Genomic DNA, 17249 nt, shown 5'->3' on the forward strand with positions numbered 1-17249 from the left:
AATTTATTGATGTATTCATCACCTTCTTTGATGAAATCTTCTTTTTGAGGAGCCATTTTGATGTCACTAATCGCAATAGAAGTCCCAGAAATAGTTGAATAATGGAATCCTAAATCTTTAATTTTGTCCATCATTGATGAAACCATATTAATGTATTTGAATCAAATACGTTCTAAAAGTCATACTTTTTCATATTCTTCCATAACTTTGATTGCTGAACCACCACTATGTTTGTGACGACGGAAAAGCTGGTCAAATTCATAAATTGTAAACTCAGCCAACTTAGAAATGTGCGAAATAGGAAGTTTCTCATTTTGATAATCACGCAATTTCTCATAAGCTAAAATACAATTTTGATAATTTTCAAAATCTAATTGATTAATTACATTTGCAACATCTTCTTTGGCCAAAAGTCCATCATAAGTATCAAAAATTTGACGAACAATTTTAGCAATATGTTTTTTAGACAAAGCATTATTAATTGGTGTATTTTTAATTTTTTCAACAAAATTAGTTCCATATGGACAAACATATTTTCTAATTTGGTCTTCGTAATTTAAAAATAATTCATCAACTTTATCATCAAAAATAAATGGAAAGTTTTCAGGAAAAATATTGTTTAAAATGAATTTTCCAACTGTTGAAATAATGTGTCCTGGGTTGTTTTGCCCAATTGTTGGCTTAACTTCCACAAATGGAAGTGCAACACGAGCATGTAACTCTACTGTACCAAATTCATAGGCTTTAATTAACTCATCAAGACTTCCAAAAAATCTACCTTCACCTTTAGCACCTTCTTTTTCTTGGGTTAAATAGTAAAGTCCCAAAATCATATCCTGGCTAGGGTTAACAATTGGTTCTCCATCTTTTGGACCTAAAATGTTTTTGTTTGCAAACATTAATTCTTTAGTTTCACGAATAGCTTCAGGAGAAATTGGCACGTGAACAGCCATTTGGTCACCATCAAAGTCAGCATTAAATCCGGCAGTTACAAGTGGGTGAAGTTGAATAGCTTTTCCACGAACTAAGACAGGTTCAAAAGCTTGAATTGAAAGACGGTGAAGTGTTGGTGCACGGTTTAAAATAATTGGTTTATTTTCAATAACTTTAGCTACTGAAGGTCAAATTTGTGGATTTTGCTCTTCAATCATTTTACGAGCATTTTTAATTGAAGATGCAACTCCATTTTCAATTAAAGCTCGAATAATTCAAGGTTCAAATAAAGTTGCTGCCATACGACGTGGCAACCCTGCTTGATGCATTTTTAATTTTGGACCAACAACAATAACTGAACGCCCTGAATAATCAACACGTTTTCCTAAGAGGTTTTGACGGAATCTACCTTTTTTACCTGTAAGTGAATCAGAAATTGATTTAAGTGGACGGTTGTCTTTGGTTGTAACTTGATTACTTGATTTTTTTTGATTATCAATTAAAGCATCAATCGCTTCTTGTAGCATACGAAGTTCGTTTTGTAAAATTAAAACAGGAGCCTCTGAATCTTTTCATTTTTTAAGACGGTTGTTTCTAATAATAATACGACGATAAAGTTCGTTGCAATCACTAGTTGAGTGACGTGATCCATCCAATTGAACTAAAGGTCTAAGATCGGCAGGAATAACTGGTAAGTTTTTAATAATCATTGATTTTGGATCTTGTCCTGAACTAATGAAATTATTAATAACTTGTAGTCTTTTATAAAGTTTGTCTCTTTTTTGATTCTTTAAAATTAATTTTTTATTTTGACCAATTTGAGAATGAATTTCTTGAATTTCAGCCTCAACTTTATCTCTTTCAGCTTTTAAATCAAGATTATCTAAAAGATATTCTATAGCTTCTGTTCCTGTTGAAATTTTAGCTTCACTGTATTGTTCAACAATCTCATTAAGTTCGTAATAATCAATTCCGTATTCACGCCCAATTTTTGAAGTAACAGTTTCATTTAATTCATCAATAGCATCTGAAATAGAAATATATTGCTCACTACCACTTTCATAACGTGAACGAATTTCAAGAAGCGCATCTCTGTAAATAACACCAGCTTCTGAAATATCAATAATTTTATTTTTTTGCAATGATTTAAGACCACCGGTTTCTAAAACAATGTGAGATTTATAATAAATTAATTGTTCTAAACTGGTTTTAGAAACAGCACTACGTGCTTTTTTATCTTCAGATTCAATAACTTTCAAGCCTAAAAGTTTTGAAATAATGCTATGATCGATTTTGAAATATCAAAGGTGCAAAATAGGTGCATTTAGTTTAATGTGACCCATTGAGTAACGACGAGCAATTTTTGGTAAAATTTGAGATTTATTAATTTGACACTCTTTAGTAGCTGGACAAATTTGATTTTCATTTGATTTTTTATATTTTTTCCCACAAATCGAACACTTATAGTCAACTAGTGGACCAAAAATCAATTCATCAAAAAGACCACCACGCTCTGGTTTGAAGGTCTTATAGTTTATTGTTTCAGGTTTTGTAACTTCCCCTCTTGATCAGTCCAGAACATCTTGAGGTGTAGCTAGTGCTAATGAAATCTTTTCAATGCTATTTTCAGAAATTTTCGCATATTGACGTGAAATTTTTTTATTTTCCATAGTAATTACCTCAATAATTTAATATAAATCTTCTTCAAAATCTTCATTCTCTTCATCTACGTCTTCAAAATCAGATTCTAAGGATGTTCTACCTTCATCACCAAAAGCTTCATCAAATGGGTATTCATCATCAATATGTTCTACAAATTCAACTGGTTTTTTAGTTGGTGAAAGCACATTGAAATCAGCATCAAGTGCATTGTCTTTTTTATGAACTTCTAATTTAATTAACAAACCACGAAGTTCATAAGCTAAAACATTAAAGGATTCAGGAGTTCCTGGACGTGGAAGTTTCCCACCTGAAATTAAGTTGTTATAAAGGCTATTACGTCCAACAATATTATCTGATTTATAGGTTAGAAGCTCAGATAAAACAGTTGTTGCTCCAAAAGATTCAAGGGCTCAGGTTTCCATTTCACCAAATCTTTGACCTCCGTTTTGTGACTTACCTCCAAGTGGTTGTTGAGTTGTAAGTGAGTAAGGACCAACCGCACGGGCATGCATTTTGTCATCCACCATGTGTTGCAATTTAAGCATATACATGTATCCAACAGAAACTTCTTTATCAAAAGCTTTACCAGTAATTCCATCATAAAGTTTAAATTTCCCTGATTCAGGAATTTTAGCTTCTTGGAATAATGATTTCATAGTATCTGGTTTAATCCCATCAAAAACAGGAGTTACAAATCTAGTATTTAGATTTTTAGCAACCATTCCAAGGTGCAACTCAAGAACTTGCCCAATATTCATCCGAGATGGCACCCCTTGTGGATTTAAAAGAATATCCACTGGAGTTCCATCTTCTAAAAATGGCATATCTTCAACTGGCAAGACAATTGAAACAACTCCTTTGTTTCCGTGCCGACCAGCCATTTTATCTCCAACTTTAATTTTACGTTTTTGGGCAATTAAAACTTTAACAAGCATTCCCACACCATCTTCAAGTGTGTCGCCATTTTCGCGTGAAAGAACTTGAACATCAATTACAGTTCCACCTTCTCCGTGTTTTACACGAAGTGAAGTGTCTTTTTGTGCAAGTGCTTTTTTACCTCAAATAGTAACAATCAAACGATCTTCAGGAGTTGGATTGTCTTCACCTTTTGGTGAAGTACGACCAACTAAAATATCACCAGTGTTAACCTCAGAACCAACACGAACAATTCCATTAGCATCAAGATGTGATCTTGATTTTGCTGATGTGTTTGGTACTTCGGCAGTTAAAATATCAGTTCCAGCTTTTGTAGAACGGAATTTAATAGTTTGTTCTTGAATGTGGATTGAAGTAAAGACATCATCTTTAACTAAACGTTCACTAATAATGATGGCATCCTCGTAATTGTAACCATGTCATGTTGTAAAAGCTACTAATACATTTTTTCCAAGAGCTAACTCACCTCGATCTGTTGAAGGACCATCACAAATAAGTTGACCTTTTACAACTTCTTGACCAACTGATACAATAGGTCTTTGTAAAATCAAGGTTTCTTGATTAGATTTTTCAAAATGACGTAAATAGTACAAGTATTCTTTATCTTCTTCATCAGTAATAATGATTTTTTTTGAATCAACATAAGTAACTACTCCGTCTGTTTCAGAACGAATATTTGTTGATGAATAAAGAGCAACATCAGACTCAATACCTGTGGCAACAAAAGGTGCTTCAGCTTTAATTAAAGGCACTGCTTGACGTTGCATGTTAGAACCCATAAGTGCCCGGTTCGCATCGTTGTTTTCCAAAAATGGAATTGCACTTGCTGAAATTGAAGTCATTTGCATTGAAGAAACGTCAATATAATCAATTTCATCGGCATCAACAACAATAAAAGTTTGATTTTTTCTAACAGTTACTTTATCAGCAATAATTTCGTTTTTGTCATTAATTGCTAATGAAGATTGAGCAAAGGTTAGTCCAAATTCTTCAGCAGCTGTCAATCAATGTGGTTGTGAGTAATCAACAACTCTATTATTTACTTTAAAGTAAGGAGTTAAAATAAATCCATAAGGATTAGTTTTTGCAAAAACACTATAGTTTAAAATTAAACCAATGTTTTGACCCTCAGGTGTTTCAACTGGACAAATACGTCCATAGTGAGTTGCATGAACGTCACGAACCTCAAATTGAGCAGTTTCTCTATTAAGACCACCAGGTCCTAAAGATGTAACTCTTCTTTTACTTGCCATTTCACCTAATGGGTTAATTTGATCCATAAATTGTGAAAGTTTAGATGAGTTGAAAAAGTTTTTAAATTGGTTATAAATTGGTTTGTTATTAATAACACTTTTAACTGTAATTTTATCAATTTCGGCTCTAGATGAAATACGCTCTTTGGTATTTTTTTCCATTTTATTAAGAGCAATTAGAAATTGATTTTGTAATAATTCACCAACACCAACAATTCGTTTATTGATTAGCGAATCTGGGTCATCATTTTTACCAATATTTGCAATTAAGTTAAAGTAGTATGAAACAATTGCAACTATATCTGAAATCAAAAGAGTTGTTTCATTTGAAGTTGGATCATTACCAATAACAACTATTGGTTCCTGAGTTTGTGACATAGCTCTTTTATTTGGTCAAACCTTAACAGAAATAATCTTTGTACGACTAGATAAATCGGTATTTCTATTAATTTGTAGTTGACGTCCATAAACAGTTTCATCAATTCCATCAATTGATGAAAATTCAAAAGTTCCATCTTCGAATTTTGCTTGAATGTCTACAGCGATTTGTCTTGTAATAAAGGTTTTTGCCGCATAAACAAGATCGCCATTTTTGTCAAATAAATCTTCCGCTAAATATGTTTGAGTAATACGCTCAATTAAATTGAGTTTATTATTAAGCATATAACGACCAGTTTTGGATAGATTGTAACGACGTTCATTAAAAATTATGGATGGAATAAAGTTTTTTAATCCATCTTCTGTAATTCTGTCGTCCTTGCGAACAATTCTATAAATTTGTTCAAGGTTTTCCTCAACGCCATTCACTTTGTGTTTTTTAAGAGACTCTAAAAGTGGTGCTGATTGGCCAAAATATTTTTTAATAGTTTCATCAACAAAACCAAAAGCTTTTAAAAATGTAATTAAAGGAATATTTTTGTGTTTATCTATTCGAATTTTAACAGTGTCAACACCGTGACCTGTAACTTTATGGAAAATTTCAATTCAAGAACCTAATTGAGGAATTATTTCAACCTTATTGAAAAGATCGTCTGCTTGACGATTTCGAACTCTCTCACGGTAGCAAACTCCAGGAGAACGGATTAATTGTGAAATAACAATTTTTTCAAAACCGTTAATAATAAAAGTTCCACCCTGAGTCATATAAGGGATTTCCCCTAAAAGAATTTCCTGTTCTTCAACTTCTCCATCTTCTGACTGAATTTTTCTAAGTGTAGCATAAACACGGCAAACATATGATTTGCCTTTTTGACGTGCTTCGCGAATGCTCAAAAATTCATTTTTTGGTCTTTCAACTCTAATAGAACCTTGCTTAAAACTAATTTCTAGTTTTCCATTTGTTGAAAAAACTGGATAAATTTTATTAAAAGCTTCAGTAATACCTTCTTCTAAAAACCAATGATATGAATCACGTTGAGAATCTAAAAAATTAGGTGTGGTAAGTGTTTGTTTGGTTTTTGCATAAAACCGTCTTTTAGTGGTTAAACCATAAGTTTTTTCACTATATAAATGATTCATAATATTCCTTTGTTTTTAATAGTGCAAAAATGGCATTATAAAAAACGCCATTTTTATTAATAAATGTATATTTTGCTTGCTTTTTCAAAATTATTAGTTAATTGAAACTTCAGCACCAACTTCTTGAAGTTTTTTAGCAATTTCCTCTGCTTCAGCTGGACTAACATTTTCTTTTAGAACTGCAGGAGCTGAATCAGCAATTTTCTTAGCTTCCATTAATCCTAAATTGAATAATTCTTTAACAACTTTAATAACTTTAACTTTTTCTTGTCCTGCTGATTTTAAGGTAACTGTTACTTCTGATTTTGCTTCAGCTTTTTCAGGAGCAGCTGCAACAGCAACAGCAGATGGATCAATTCCAAACTCGTCTTTTAAAGCTTGAACAAGTTCCATAACCTCTTTAATACTCATTTCTTTTAATGATTCAATAAATTGATCTTTTGTAATTTTTGCCATTTTTGTTCCTTTGAAAATAAAAATTTAAATGTAATATAGTTGTGTAAAATTAAATTTACTGATTAATCTTGCCTTCATCAACCAACATTTTCAAACCAAGTGAAAGTTGTTGTAATGGTGTTTGAAGAGATCTTGCAAGAATTGTAAGAGCCTCGGTGAAGTTAGGAAGTGTTGCCACATCTTTCATTTCACTAGAAGAAATAACTTGTCCCTCATAAATCCCACCTTTTAAAATCAAAAGTGGTTGCTCTTTTGTAGAGTTGAAAATAATTTTTGCAGGTGCAATAGGATCAGAAGTCCCAAATGCAAAAATATTAGGACCAACAAGTTCGGTTTCAATTGAAGAAAAACCTGCTTCTTTTGCCGCTATTTTAAAAAGTCTATTCTTGTAAACTTTTGTAACAACTCCAGCTGCTCTAAACTCATTTCTCAATTGCTCTAATTCAGCAACAGTTAGTCCACGATATTCTGCAATTGCAAGTGAAGAAGAATTTGTTAAAAGTTCTTTGATTTCTTTAACAGTTTCTACTTTTTTAGCACGAAAACTATTCAAATTTGCACTCCTTTCGCTTTTTATTAAAAATAATTAAAAGTGCAATACTATACATTCAAATAACAAATTAAGTTTTTCAACAGTTATTATCTCTATGTATTGCGGTTAATATTTTAACAAATTAAAGTAAAAAAAGCACAAATTTCTTTGCTTTTTGAAATTATATAGAAAACTGTAATAAAAAAAATTCAAAAGCTTTGTTTTCATCTATTACAAATTTTTTAATATCTGAATCTAATTTAGCTAGTCAAACTAACATTTTTTTAACTTTTTCTATTCCTACACTATTGTAAAATTGAACAGCTTTTTTTACTTGAAACACTTTTAAATTAAGTTTATTTGCTATCTCAACATCCTTTAAATGATTTCTATAATTTAAATAAATAATATATGACTGGTATAGTTTGTTGCTAACTTGCGTAACTAGTCAAGATAAGGGGACTCCTGATAACATTTTACTTTTGTAAAATTTAAAAATATTTTGAACATCCCTATTTACAAATGAATTGATAAATCCTCACAAACTTTCTCCTGAATAATCACTAACAAAATTATCTATAATTTCAGAAGATAATTGCAAATTCAAACCTTTTAATTTAGTTAGTTCATTAACAATAATTTGAGCATTTGCAGGCATCATTAACTCAATTTGAATAATTTGACTTTTTGTTAATGTTAATCCCATTTGTTTTGAATATTGTTCAATAAAAAGCCCTTTTTTTGATTCGTCAATACTTTTTGTTTCAAATGTTTCATTACTATTAGAAAACGCTTTATAAATATCCGATTTCAATAATTTGTTTTTTTCACTATTTTCTTCAAATAGGTAAGAAAAAATAAATACATGATTACTGTTTCTTAATTTTTCTATTATTTTTTCATTTTCTTTTTTGTCTTTGCTAAAAAAATAAAAATTTTTAAAAACACAAATTTTTTTATCAATAAATAAAGAATTATTTGTAATTTTATCAACCAATTCATTAATGTCGTCTGTGTTGTAAAAATACTCAATAAACCTTAATCTTGTTTGATCTATAATTGTCTTAATTTTTTCCTGAAGGAAAAAGTAGTCATTTCCATAAACAAAAAACATATTAAAAATATTATATTACTAAAAAATAATCAAGTTTGATTTATTTTTAAATTTATAATTCAAAATGGCAATTCCCTCATAAATTCAACACTTTCTATAAAATATTTACTAATTAATTCCAGTATTTCTTTGTTTCATAAAAAAAATAATAAAACCATGTAAAAAAATGTGAAAAAAGGTGAAAATACCAATAAAGTTAAAGGTGTAAATAAATTAAATTGTTTGTTATAAAAAATAGAAAATACAAAACTAGATAAATTAACAAAAATAAAATTCACTAATATTTTTATTCATTTTTCTTTGTATTGAATTTGATTTACAAACAAAATAATAAAACTTACACCAAAAGATAATATAAATGCTGGCGAATAAATTATAAAAATATTTGAGATTATTAAAATTAGCATTGTTCAAGAAAGTAAAGTCGTTTTGTTAAATTTTTTGTCTAAAAATATTTCATTAATTTCTATTAAAACTCAAAAAATCACACCTCTTAAAAAAGAAATAGGAAAATTTAATAAAAAACTTTGAAAAATAAGAAAAACAAAAAAGATAGATTTATAAATTACTTCTTTTACTTTTAATTTTTGAAATATTCAAAAAATTATTTGTTTAAAAAAATTAATGTGAAAACCTGATATAACAAATAATTGATAAACACCCAAATATATAAGATTTGATTTTAAAAAATTAGTATCTTCAGTCACAGAGCCCAAAAAAACCATAGGAATTAATTTAGAATAATTTTCACCACCTGAAAAAATGTATTTTTTAGTTGTGCTAATAAAATTTGTTGAACTTTGACTATCAATTAATTTGCTATTAACTATTTGATAAAATATGGATTTTGATTTTAAGTAAAGTATAAAAGAAGAATTTTGTTTGTTTTGAACAAAAATATTACTTAGAACTCCTTCGATTTTTACCCAACTATCTATTTCTAAGGATTTTCCTTTAATCAAAAATTTGCTATTTTCAGTTTGTAAAAAAGAACCATATGGATAAGATTCTACAATTTTACCTTCAAATATACGTTGTTTATAATTTAATTCTGGTTTGATTGTCCACATCAATAAAAAACTTATTGCTATAAAAAATAAGGCAAGCGCAACCTTCTTTAACTCACCTAAGAAAAAAAGTAATAAAAAACAAGAAAAAATACCAATCAATCACAAATATTCTTTTTGATCTAAAAACAAAATAAAAAAAATTATAGAAAATACCAATATTAATCAAGAGTAAAATTTACTTGTAATTTGTTTAAAAAGGTAGGTTCAATTTTTAATTTTTCTTGTATTTCAAGTCATGAAATTTTTTTACCTTTATTTTTAATCAAAAATTTTTTTATATTGCTAATTAATTCTTTTGGTATTTTTAATTTTTTTGATTTTTCTAAAGAAATTTTTGATAGATGTTCTTTTTCACTTTCTAACTTCAATTTAAATTCTTTGTCTTCAATAATTTTTTCATTTAAGTTATAACTACCTAAATTTACATCTAAATTAGGTTTGAAAGCAAAGAATATTTCTCTTAAAGTTGTTTCTTTATCAAAAATTTTTGTCCCCGGTTCTCTAACACCTTTCAAAATTGTGATTTTTATTTTGTCTTTATTAACCCTAATCTGTTTAGCATAATAAATAACACTTATAGCTGTAATTACACTAAAAGTCGAAATAATTCCAATAATTTTAATTTTTCTTTTCATATCTATATTTTTATTAAAAAAAATGCAAAAAAGTCTTCAAAATAAAACAAAAAAAAAAAAAAAAAAAGTATAATGTTTTTTTATTAAATTATTTACTATAAATTTAGTGAATTTGTTTTTTATTGTTGTTAAATTGCACAATAATAAAACAAAAAAACATTAAACAAATAACATGTAAAAGAATGTTATTTAAAAATTTTTTTGAATTTAAAATAAAGGAAAACTTAAGTTTATGAAACTAAAAAAAACTCTTTTAGCTTTACCAGTTGTAACAATGGCACCTATTGTTGTTCTCGCTTCTTGCGAAACTAATGATTCAAAAGAAAACAATAAATCTACACAAACAATTCAAACAACAAAAGAAAATGACCAAACAGAACAATCAAGATTAGAGACACAAAAAAGTGTAAACCAACTTGACACAACCGAGCAGTCAAAAAATACATCTACAAATATAGATAATAATTCTGAAAATAATGCAAACAATAATTCTTCAAGCCAATCAACTAGTGTGGGTGGTGCAACAAATGATAATTCTGGAAATGCAGCAACAAATTCAGAAAATAGCACATCTGGAAATACTGCAGAAAATACAACTAATGCTGTATCTGAAAGTAAAACAACCAATAATTCTTCAAGTAAATCGACTAATGCGGATGATTCAACAAATAATAATTCCACAAATGCAGCTACTAAAAAAATATTAGTAAGTGTAGGGAAAGATGCACTGAAAAAAGCAGCAATATCAGAAACTATAAAAGTCATTAAACAAAAAGGGGATATATCAAAAAAAGAAGTTGTAAAAGATTTAGCAATAGGAACATTGAAAAATGCTCCAAAGTCAAGTGTATTAACTCCCGAAAATAAAGAAATACTAAAACAAGCTGCTAAAGATACAGCTGCAACTTTGGCTCAAAAGGCGATAGAAAATCATAAAATTAAAAAAGAACAAAGACAAATTAAAAAAGCCGAGAGACAACAACGAAGAGAATTGAAAAAACACCAAGAAGGAAAAAATTAAAAAACAAAACTAATATCCAAAAAAACCTAGATTAATTTAGGTTTTTTTATTTCTAAAAAGCAATAAAATACTAAGAAAAATTAAAAAGTTTGTATAATTTACATTGCATAAGTCAATCGCTACCACAAGGTAGAGGAAAGTCCGCGCTAGCACTGTCTGAGATGATAGTAGTGTTCATGTTGAATCTAATAAATTCAAGCCTAGACGACTAGTGCCACAGAGACGAGCTTATTAAATTAAGGTGAAACGCGGTAAACTCCATGAGCTAGAAACCCAAATTTTGGTAGGGGAGCTCAACCTAGGAATTCAACAATGGTTGAGAAGTATTTTACTTAGATAAATGGTTGACTAATACAGAACGCGGCTTATTAATGCATACAAAAAGGCACTTTATGTGCCTTTTTGTATTTTTTATTCCAAAAATTTCATTTTTTTAAAGTGAGTTTAAACAAAAAAAATAAACATTAATATATAATTCCAAAATATTTTAAACATTATTTAAGGATTTTTTATGAAGCAACAAGTAGAGAGAGAGAGAGAGATTGGGCTAAATATAGTGAATTAGACAATCAAAAAGCATTTTGAAGTTATTTTGAAAAGGGAGTATACGAAGACCCTGAGCATATTATTTTAGATGAGCCATATTATGAAAAATATTTAATTCAAAGGACTGATGGAATTTATAAAGGTGTTCTTTTTGAATGTAAAAAACGTTTTTCAAATAAACAAACCTTAGAAAGTTCCATAGCACAAGGCATTTATACACTTAAAAAATTTAATGATGGTGGATTAATTCAAATACCAAGATATATTTGTATAGTTCTTTTTGAAACACAAAAATATTGATTAATTGATGCAAATAAATATAAGGATTTTATATATAATGGTGAACCTCTAGATAATTCTCCAAGTGGAGCTAATCCTTTAAGCATCGGAGGTGAGATTCAATATACTAAGGGTGGAGAGTGGTCGAATCCCAAAGAATTAATTAATAAACTTAATATTAATGATTTTTTACCAACCAAAATTAATAAGTTGAATTTTGCAAGAATTAATGATTATTTTTATTCAAATCAACCTGAACAATCTAATCATAATCCTAGTTATTTTATTAAAGATTTAGTTAAAGGTATTGATGTTGATTCAATTATTAATGAATTAAAAAAAGATAACAAGTTTGATTCGCAAAAACTACAAAAATTAAAAGAAAGTTTAATCTTACTTAATGAAGATCCAAAAATATTAAATTGAGTAGAACCTGTTTTTATCACTAATATAAAGAAAATTATTGCTAGCAAATGAGATCACATCGGTAGTAAACAAGTTATTAAGGATAGAGGTGCATTTTTTACACCTGATGTTTATGTTGAAAAAATTACAACTTATGTAAAAAATTTCATTAATGAAGAACCAAATAATCCATATTTAATTATTGATAGATGTGCTGGAACAGGGAATTTAGAAAAATTTTTAAGTGATGATATTTTAGCTAACACCATTTTAAATACTTTTGAATTTGCTGAATGAGTTTATATGGGGGAATTATTTAAAGAAAAAGTGAAAATGATTCGACCACCTTATAATAATGCGAGTTTAATTGATGTTTACATAGGTGATGACATATTAAATTCAGGTGATGCCCTTAGTGAAGGTTTTAATATATGATTGAGTGACTATTTATTAGATTGAAGAGCAAGAAATCCTAATGGTCGTGTTTTGTTTTTAGAAAATCCTCCTTTTAGAGATGAAACTGCAAATTCTCATGGTAGTGGTCATGCTGTTTCTAAAAATTATGTATTAGAACAAATTTATGCTACAAATAAATTTAAAAAATATCAAGTGCGTGACTTATCATTCCAATTTATCTATAGTGCTTCAATGCATATGCGTGAAAACGATCAATATTGTTTAATTTCACCTATTAAATATTGAAAATGAAATTACATTAATTTTGAATTTGTAGAAGGTTATTTATCAAATAGAAAAGATTATAATGCTACTGAGGGTGGTTTGCCTATTATTAGATGAAAAAAAACAAACAAATATAGTAGCACTCTTTATTTAGAAGGGGAAATAGTTATAAAACAAATTAATAAAAGAGTAAATGAATTTCAAATTAGTAATGATAAGAAAGACTGCTATGCTCAACTTTCAATTGGTAATATGTTAGAACCACAAGGAAATATATTAACTAATTTAAATAAAGGTTTAACTAATAAAATTTTTCATGTAAAAAATGATAATATTAAGCAAATTGCAGTTTTACATTGTGCAAATAGTTGGAAATCTAAATCTTATGAAAAAGATTACTTAACTATTATGAAAAGCGCCGATAAGCAAGAGTTAGCATGAAAAGATGAAGTATTTTTAAATGATTGTTTATTATGGATATTGATAAGTGATACAGTTAAATGTTTTAGCTTTCAAGATGATAAAGAACAAAAAATAAAATTAAATGAAATATGCATGGATGGATTAGCTGCAAAAGAATTGAATCGAAATTTATTTGAAGATGAACATTACAAATTAATAAAATCTTGAGAGAAAGTTAAAAATAAAGCGCAAGATAACGAAAATTATAACCAATCGTTTCAATATTCACTAGAGCAAATTCGAAAAGAATTAAACATAAAAATAGAAAAAAGAATTGACAATTATGGTAAAAGACACTATGATTATAAAGATGATATATTAAATTCTCATATCATAGATTTGAAACGAGTTCTTACAGATTTTTATTCAAAAAAAATAGAGAAAAAACTTTTCGAATATGAATTATTAAAATAAATAATTTTAAGAAATTTACAAAACTCTATATTTTTTTTAGTTAATCACAAAATCTTCACTAATATAGCTATGGGAAGTTCGATCCACTCCATCACCTTTTCACATCAAAATTGATGAACTAATTCCAAGTTGTCCAATAAGCATGATAAGCATAAATCCAACTTGAACTTCTCTACTCAAGTGTTGGATTAACCCTGTTGATAATCCTGAAGTTCCAAAAGCCGATGTAACTTCAAAAATTACATGATGTAATTGAAAAAGAACAGCGTTAGGGTTGTTTTTATTTGCTAAATTAATAACATCCAAGTAAGTGCTACTAAATAAAATTAAAGCAACACATAAGATAAAACTCATAAAGATAACAAATGTTGCAGTTGTGATTTTTTCACTTCCTATTTTTCTTTTAAAACAAAAAATTTGGTTATGATTTCTAAATTTAGCAATAATATTTAAAAACAAAATTCAAATAGTAGTTACACGAACACCACCGCCAGTTGATGAAGGTGATGAACCTATAAACATTAATATTGATGTTAAAAATAAGGAGGGTTGGCTTAAATTATCAACATCAAAAAAAGCAAAACCTGCAGATCTTGTTGAAAATGAATGAAACAGTAAAGTGTAACTTTTTGTAAATCAATTTCCTGAAGTTGTATTTCAGTAAGCTGTACTTCTTGTTTCTTCAAAAAGAAGAAACAAGACAAATGAAATAGCTGTAATTGAGAAATTACTAATTATGCATATTTTCGAAAACAAAGATAATTGCATTTTTGTTTTGTTTTTAAAAAATAATTTTTGTTTGAAATATTGTGAAAAATCATAAATAACTGGAAAACCTATTCCTCCAAAAACAATTAGAAAAATAAAGGTTGTTTGAAGAAAAATATCTCCATAATAGGGGCTGAAACTTGAACTGCCTACAATATCAAAACCAGCATTATTTAAAGCTGAGATAGTATGGAAAAATCCATATCTAAAAGCTAAATTAGTATTTTTATATGGACTATTGCCAGGTTCTAATTTATTTTCACCTGGATTATAAAAATAAAAATGCAAAGTTAAAATTAATGAAAAAATCAAGATTGTTATTAAAAAGAAAGTTACTGTAGTTTTTATAACATTTTTGAGTTCACCAATATTGTTTGAAGAACGTTCAATTTTTAAAATTTCTCGTGACTTTAGGCCTAATTTTCTTCTAAATAATAGATTAAAAAAATAAAATTTAATAGCAAAAAAACCTGTTCCACCAACTAAAATCAAAATAGCAATCAATGCTTGCCCAAAAATATTAAATGATTGTGAAACATTGACAAGTGATAATCCAGTATCACTAAAAGCTGAAACTGATGTAAAAAGAGATGTAAAAAAATCAACAGGATTATTTTTATTTGCCTGTGCAACTGGTGTCGACAAAATACCCGCTCCCACCAAAATAATACTGATATAAACTAAAAATATAATTTGGATGGTTTTAATTTTTGAAAACAAAAATCGGGTTTTTTTCCAAAAATAAATTGCTTTTTTCATTAGTTCTTGTTAATTATAAATAATAAAAGCAATAAAAAATCATATTCAAATAACAAAAACTTTATTTTTCTTTTAAAATTTAACACAAATGAAAAAAGCAAATATTTGTGTTATCGGCGCTGGGCGCCTTGGAAGGGCTGCAATTGCCAAGTTATCAGAATCTAATCATAACATTATTGTTATAGATAAAAATGAGGAAAATCTTAAATTTATAAAAAAATATGCAACTATAAATCCAATTATTATGGATGCTAGCGATATTGAAACTATGAGATCTGAAGTCGGATTAGAAGATATAGATGCTATTTTAGTGACAACTTCTGATAATACAGAAATTATCGCAACCATTTTAGAAATTCAATCTGAATCTAATTTACTAAAAAGTGCGCAAGCTAAAATAGTTGCAAGAGCAGTTAACAAGAGACATGCTAGGGTTTTAAAACGAATTGGAGTTGATTGAATTATTAGTCCTGAAGAAGAAGCAGGAACTAAAATGGCAATTTTATCTACTGATGAAAATGTTTTAAGATACGCAGATGCTCTTAAAGAAGTTAGTGAACACTTTTTTATCGGTAGTGTTCACGTTAAATCTCCTGATTTTATTAACAAAAGCATTAGAGATATTAATTTGAGAAATTATGATGTTAGTATAGTTATTGTTGAAAGAAATCATATTTCTTTCTTACCTTCAGGAGATACAGTAATTAAATATGATGACAAAATTACTGTTATTGGTAACATCAAAAATGTTACAAATGTTCTGGCTAAATTAGAGCAAGAAAAAAAAATATAACTTTTTTTTACAAAAAATTTTTTTTGTGTTAGAATATTGATTAAGCAACCAAAGCAAAGGGGATCACCTGATACCATTCCGAACTCAGTAGTTAAGCCCTTTTACGCCGACGATACTAGAAATAGGAAAATAGGGAGTTGCTTTTTTTTATTTTCTAAAAAAGGTTATTTATGACTTTTAGTCAAGAAATCAAACAAGAACTCCTAAATAATAAAATGGGCAAAAAACAATTTATTTCATTTTTACAAGGAATAATTTTTTCTGCTTGCAAATTTGAATCAGAATCTAAATTCATAATAAGACTAAATAAACCTAATATTACTCAACAAATTAGAAATTTACTCGATTTTAATAAAATTAATTATGAATCTGATAGTCATAATAAAAATTGAATTGCAATAAAGTCTAACTATATTAATATAGAGCAAAATCCTGAAAATGTAACTTATTTTTTTGCAGGTTTATTTTTGGGTGGTGGCTCCATTTCTAAACCTTCTTCTCGTTTTTATCACTTAGAAATTTCTTTTCTAAATCAGGATAAATTTGAGAAAATAAAAGCACTTTTCCAAAAAAATAATTTAGATTTAAATTTCCATAGCACACTTGCTCATAATAAATTTGTTTTATATCTTAAAAAAATAAATGAAATTATTTATTTTTTAATGGCTATAAGAGCTACTGAACAAGCTAGTAAGCTTGAAGAAATTCGAATTGAACGTGACTATAGATTAAATAGCAATAGATTAACTAATTTTGATATTCATAATTTAAAAAGAGTTGCTCAAGCAGCTACCAAACATATTGAAAACTATAAGATTGCTTTAAAAAACCACAAGCAAAATCTTTTTAGTAAAGAAGAATTAACCTTTTTTGAACTTAGAAAAAACAACCCAGGTCTGACTTTGGAAGAAATTAAAGAAATTTTAAAAAAAGAATATAATATAACTAAGTCAAAAAGTGGTTTAAATCACTGACTTATGAAATTAAAAAATGTAATAAAAGAAATTTAGGA

12 protein-coding genes, 1 rRNA gene and 1 other RNA gene are annotated in these 17249 nt (G+C 27.9%); 6 read left to right on the forward strand and 8 right to left on the reverse strand.

The features are described from left to right. From ACJHWB_RS00005 to ACJHWB_RS00035, 7 genes are all read right to left on the reverse strand, one after another. On the reverse strand, positions 1 to 2603 hold a 2603-nt coding region (locus ACJHWB_RS00005; RefSeq protein ID WP_483132484.1), incomplete at its 3' end, for a DNA-directed RNA polymerase subunit beta'. Between the two features lie 18 nt (positions 2604 to 2621). After that, positions 2622 to 6302 carry a DNA-directed RNA polymerase subunit beta gene (gene rpoB, locus ACJHWB_RS00010; protein WP_483132485.1) on the reverse strand — a complete coding sequence of 1227 codons (3681 nt, stop codon included), beginning with the start codon at positions 6300 to 6302 and terminating at the stop codon, positions 2622 to 2624. Positions 6303 to 6395: 93 nt separating this feature from the next. Continuing rightward, complete coding sequence (gene rplL, locus ACJHWB_RS00015) at positions 6396 to 6758, reverse strand: 50S ribosomal protein L7/L12 (protein WP_483132486.1); 363 nt, start codon at positions 6756 to 6758, stop codon at positions 6396 to 6398. A 55-nt stretch (positions 6759 to 6813) separates the two neighbouring features. Continuing rightward, positions 6814 to 7311 (reverse strand): 50S ribosomal protein L10, encoded by a 498-nt coding sequence (gene rplJ / locus ACJHWB_RS00020; protein ID WP_483132487.1) that lies wholly within the window; start codon positions 7309 to 7311, stop codon positions 6814 to 6816. A 160-nt stretch (positions 7312 to 7471) separates the two neighbouring features. Then, positions 7472 to 8404, reverse strand: coding sequence for a DNA polymerase III subunit delta (gene holA / locus ACJHWB_RS00025; protein ID WP_483132488.1), 933 nt, complete (start codon positions 8402 to 8404; stop codon positions 7472 to 7474). Continuing rightward, the gene (locus ACJHWB_RS00030) at positions 8344 to 9573 is read right to left on the reverse strand and encodes an MAG0480 family ComEC-like protein (RefSeq protein ID WP_483132489.1); all 1230 of its coding nucleotides are present in this window, start codon (positions 9571 to 9573) and stop codon (positions 8344 to 8346) included. The genes holA and ACJHWB_RS00030 overlap by 61 nt, the downstream gene beginning before the upstream one ends. 59 nt (positions 9574 to 9632) lie before the next feature. After that, on the reverse strand, positions 9633 to 10109 hold the full coding sequence (locus tag ACJHWB_RS00035) for a hypothetical protein (protein WP_483132490.1): 477 nt from the start codon (positions 10107 to 10109) through the stop codon (positions 9633 to 9635). A 232-nt stretch (positions 10110 to 10341) separates the two neighbouring features. Here ACJHWB_RS00035 and ACJHWB_RS00040 point away from each other — a divergent pair, with 232 nt between their 5' ends. The 3 genes from ACJHWB_RS00040 (at position 10342) to ACJHWB_RS00050 (ending at position 13917) form a co-directional block, all read left to right on the forward strand. Further along, the gene (locus ACJHWB_RS00040; RefSeq protein WP_483132491.1) at positions 10342 to 11130 is read left to right on the forward strand and encodes a hypothetical protein; all 789 of its coding nucleotides are present in this window, start codon (positions 10342 to 10344) and stop codon (positions 11128 to 11130) included. 104 nt (positions 11131 to 11234) lie between these two features. Then, an RNA gene (gene rnpB, locus ACJHWB_RS00045) (RNase P RNA component class B) lies at positions 11235 to 11503 on the forward strand. Between the two features lie 662 nt (positions 11504 to 12165). Continuing rightward, positions 12166 to 13917: a hypothetical protein gene (locus tag ACJHWB_RS00050; protein WP_483132492.1), complete on the forward strand. Its 1752-nt coding sequence runs from the start codon at positions 12166 to 12168 to the stop codon at positions 13915 to 13917. A 36-nt stretch (positions 13918 to 13953) separates the two neighbouring features. Here the strand turns inward: ACJHWB_RS00050 and ACJHWB_RS00055 are convergent, their stop codons facing one another. Then, positions 13954 to 15444, reverse strand: coding sequence for a potassium transporter TrkG (locus ACJHWB_RS00055; protein WP_483132493.1), 1491 nt, complete (start codon positions 15442 to 15444; stop codon positions 13954 to 13956). An 88-nt stretch (positions 15445 to 15532) separates the two neighbouring features. On the opposite strand from ACJHWB_RS00055, the gene ACJHWB_RS00060 reads away from it, so the two are divergent. From ACJHWB_RS00060 to whiA, 3 genes are all read left to right on the forward strand, one after another. Then, the gene (locus ACJHWB_RS00060) at positions 15533 to 16237 is read left to right on the forward strand and encodes a potassium channel family protein (RefSeq protein WP_483132494.1); all 705 of its coding nucleotides are present in this window, start codon (positions 15533 to 15535) and stop codon (positions 16235 to 16237) included. A gap of 40 nt (positions 16238 to 16277) precedes the next feature. Then, a 5S ribosomal RNA gene (gene rrf, locus ACJHWB_RS00065) occupies positions 16278 to 16383 on the forward strand. A 24-nt stretch (positions 16384 to 16407) separates the two neighbouring features. Further along, the gene (gene whiA, locus ACJHWB_RS00070) at positions 16408 to 17247 is read left to right on the forward strand and encodes a DNA-binding protein WhiA (RefSeq protein WP_483132495.1); all 840 of its coding nucleotides are present in this window, start codon (positions 16408 to 16410) and stop codon (positions 17245 to 17247) included. Positions 17248 to 17249: the final 2 nt, after the last annotated feature.

The sequence above is a fragment of the Mesomycoplasma sp. genome, assembly GCF_056854695.1.